Annotated in this window: 2 protein-coding genes; both read left to right on the top strand. The window is 37.1% G+C overall.

Annotation, left to right across the window (positions count from 1 at the left end):
- Window positions 1-915 precede the first annotated feature (915 nt).
- Window positions 916-2,553 carry a cupin domain-containing protein gene (locus AC3DU7_RS28245; RefSeq protein WP_488042580.1) on the top strand — a complete coding sequence of 546 codons (1,638 nt, stop codon included), beginning with the start codon at window positions 916-918 and terminating at the stop codon, window positions 2,551-2,553.
- Window positions 2,554-2,767: 214 nt separating this feature from the next.
- The gene (locus AC3DU7_RS28240) at window positions 2,768-3,100 is read left to right on the top strand and encodes a putative quinol monooxygenase (protein ID WP_488042579.1); all 333 of its coding nucleotides are present in this window, start codon (window positions 2,768-2,770) and stop codon (window positions 3,098-3,100) included.
- The last annotated feature ends 646 nt before the right edge of the window (window positions 3,101-3,746 follow it).

Raw genomic sequence — 3,746 nt, 5'->3', positions numbered from 1 at the left:
CTAGTTAACGATCGAAGTACGAAAATTGGGGTAATTTATTTTCTGCTATTCCCTAGAACCCAGAATTCAGAATCCAGAATTCAGGAGAAATAGGAATTATAGAAGAGATAGTTGGATATTTTTGCCCCTTGATTTTTCTGTCTTTGTCTGTCCTAAATACGCTCCTTTTTGGGCGAAAAAAAACTGAAAACTGATAACTGAAATGACCTTTACCAATGCACATTTTTTCATTGTATAAAACTATGATTAATAGACATCTCCAATAATAAAAAATTAAATCAATTATCGCACATAAATTATCAGTTCTTTCCTCCTACTCCCTATTTTCTGGAGATGTCTAATAGTGTTAATACAGCCCAAAAAATCCTGACCGAAAAATTTTGGTTTCAAGCCTCCTCTTTCAAGAGGATAAAAGAAAGAATATTTCGTATTTTCAAGCCTCCTGGTTTCCTAGGTAATGCTGCGCAAACAGCAGGAGGTACTGATAACTGATAACTGAAATGACTGATTAACCCTTGAAAAAAGGCAGAAGGTACAAAGCAGAAGGGAGAAGGAAAAATTGCTTATAAATAATATTCGACACGCCACTTAGTGTCTACAAACCCCAAACAATTTTCAGTATCGTGTAGACGTTGGGGTATTAAACCCACAATAGATAAATATAGTTTTCAATTTTATCTGTAGTAATACTCTAAAAGAGAATTTTTTTCAGTATATATCTCTATCTCTGAAATTATCTCAGAAAAAAATCCATCTAAGTATTCTTATAAAGATTGCTGAAAAGCCTAAAAATCAATATTTATTGAAATGTTGAATAAATCTCTTGACTATGACAAAATGTATTACTATAATAAAGGTAATGAATAGCTATATAATTATTCATATTTTTCATTAAAATTAACAAATTAAATATCAATGGAACTAGTAGCAAGTCAAACTTCTTTGCCTGCATACGAACAGGCTCCATTTTATTCATTTCCTGAAGGTCTTCAACTACCAGAACAGAATTTTGTTGACTCACAATGGACTTCTTTTCCCGCAGGTGAAGCGAATCAGTTCCAAATTGTCACAACTCCAGCAGATGCCATTGTGACAAAACCAATAATTGAAGCAGACGGTGAAATAGGAACTCTTACAGAAACTAATTTAGTACCAACTAATGTTGAAGCTTTCGATCAAGTTCTCCAAGGTGATGTTCCCTTCGACCGCGATCGCGTTCAAATTATTAATACAATCTCCACAGAAGACCACCCAATTACGCCCTACACTTATTCTCCAGCTACTGTTCCTTTTGATACCGGCCCTACTCCTCACGTTCATTGGTTTGATGCCGAGTGGTTTTATGTAATTGAGGGACAATTAGACCTGTGGTTTGGGGACCCAGGAGCTTACGCACCCGGAGAAATTCCTGGGGTTAATGTACCAGCAGAAGACACTTATAATTATGTTCGTCTCAATGAGGGTCAAATAGTTTATACTCCGGCCGGAACACTCCATTCATTCCGAAATCCTAACCAGGAGCGGGCAACAATGGCTAGTATCTGGTTTAGACAAGAGAACCCAGCAAACCCCGACTTTCCTGTTCCCGAAGGTGGAATTGAACAGTTTTTTACTCACCCTCAAATTGGCATCCAGCTAGATAACCCAGATGCTTCGGAAGCTTTTGTTACAGGCTTGACGGACGAAGAAACTCTAGCTAGGATTGATAATTGGGCAACTTTATTTCCTGAATATAGCGTTGTTATTAGTTCGGGATTTGGTGAATATCTATCGGAAGATGGAAATGGAAATGGAAATAATCCAGAAGATCCTAATCCTAATGGAAGTGTGGTATTTGAATATGACCCTGCATTACTGGATGGTCAAACCGAACTGCTTGATTCTCTATGGTTGAATACTCCTTATGTTCGTCCAAATAACCCAGTGGAGAATACAATTGCAGGAGACCAAGGTGATAATCAATTGGTAGGAAGTCCAGTCAATGATAGTGTTTTAGGTCTTCCAGGAAATGACGTTATCAATGGATTAGAAGGAGACGACAACGCCTTTGGAGGTAAGGGCGATGACTTTATAGTTGACGATCGCGGTGGAAATGATAATCTTTATGGAGACCAAGGTAACGATTCGATTTTTGGTGGTTTAGGTGAAGACTTCATTAATGGGGACACTGGTGATGACGATCTATTTGGAGAAGATGGTAATGATACGATTTTGGGTGGCGATGGCGCAGATATAATTGATGGTGGTTCAGGTGACGATTTAATAAGTGGTGGTGGTAGGGATGATGTCATCAATGGCCAAGCAGGAAATGATACTATTCGTGGTGGTGGAGGTCGCGATCGCTTTATCCTGGGAGCTGGTTTTGGAACAGATGAAATTTCTGACTTTGAAGATGGTTTAGATGTATTTGAGCTAGTTAATTTAACGTTTAATGATTTAACGGTTACTTCTGTAAATGAAGTGACTCAAATTCAGGTGACAAGTACGGGTGAAGTTTTAACTACTTTATTAGATGTTTCACCTGATGTAATTGGAATTGAAGATTTTATTTAATCATTAGATGATGAAGGTCATTTCAGTTATCAGTACCTCTGTAATAAGGAGGCTTGAAATAAGAAATAGTCTCTTTTAGGTAATTAAAAAAGAGGTAAGCATTTTAATACAACTTTTATCCTAAAACTAGCTGATGGCTGACGGCTGAATGCTTACAAAAAGAGTATAATTGGTTTAGACAATACCTAATAGTTCAAAATTTAAGGATTTTAACATGAATCAAGCAAATGAAGACAAAAAAATCACACTTGTTTTAGCTGGAAAATACAAAATAAAACCGGAAAAACGAGAACGATTTTTAGAACTCGCAAAACCTGGTTTTGAGGAAACTCATAAAGAAGCTGGAAATATTAGTTATACTTTATATGAAGAGTTTAATAATCCTAATACCTTTTTGTATTTTGAAGAATGGGTAGACCGAGAAGCTCTTAATTCCCATCTTAAGCAACCTTACATTGCACCTTTAATTGAAGAAATATCGGAACTTTTAGCTGAAGATGCAGAAGTGAGAGTTTATGATATTAATAAATTGAGCTTCGGACTTTAGTTAATACTTATGTAAGCATTCAGCCGTCAGCTATCAGCTATCAGCTATCAGCTATGAGTTATTAGCTCATTATCTTGTAAGGAAATCTCATTTGCTACATCACGCGCCCCCGCGCATCCCACAAATTGGGGGACTTTTAGCAGCTAATAAATTCTTGTTCCCCCCCCAGAATTGGCAGGGGTGTTTCAAAGCATAGTATATTAACGATTTAAGGAGAACATAAGATGAAGGGATCGTGGAACAGTGAAATTTACGAAAATTTGCCGATTTTGAGCGCCAATAAGCCTTTTTAAGCTCTGAGAGAATATCTGGTTCAACGCCACTTAAAAGCCTCCATCCCCGTGTCTCCGTGTCTCCGTGTCCCCGTGTCTATTGAGAATGAAACAGCCCTCCCCCCAGAATTGGCTTGCTCGGGGGGCAAAATTCAGTATCAAAAAACTTTTCAGATATCCTCTAGTACCAATTTGATAAATGTTTGCTACAAATACTGGAACTGTTTCTGGTAGTCAATAGTCAGTAGTCAGTAGCTAGTAGAAAGAGCTGTTATTATCATTTTTGACACTGAAATAATTCTCCAAGTGCTAAATATATATCTGACTTTAACCATTTTTGTTGACCAAACTATTCGTAACATTCTTTTTTCAAA

It is taken from the genome of Okeania sp. (assembly GCF_983059655.1).
The sequence above is the reverse complement of the archived record's forward strand: the minus strand, read 5'-3'. Positions and strand labels throughout refer to the sequence as shown.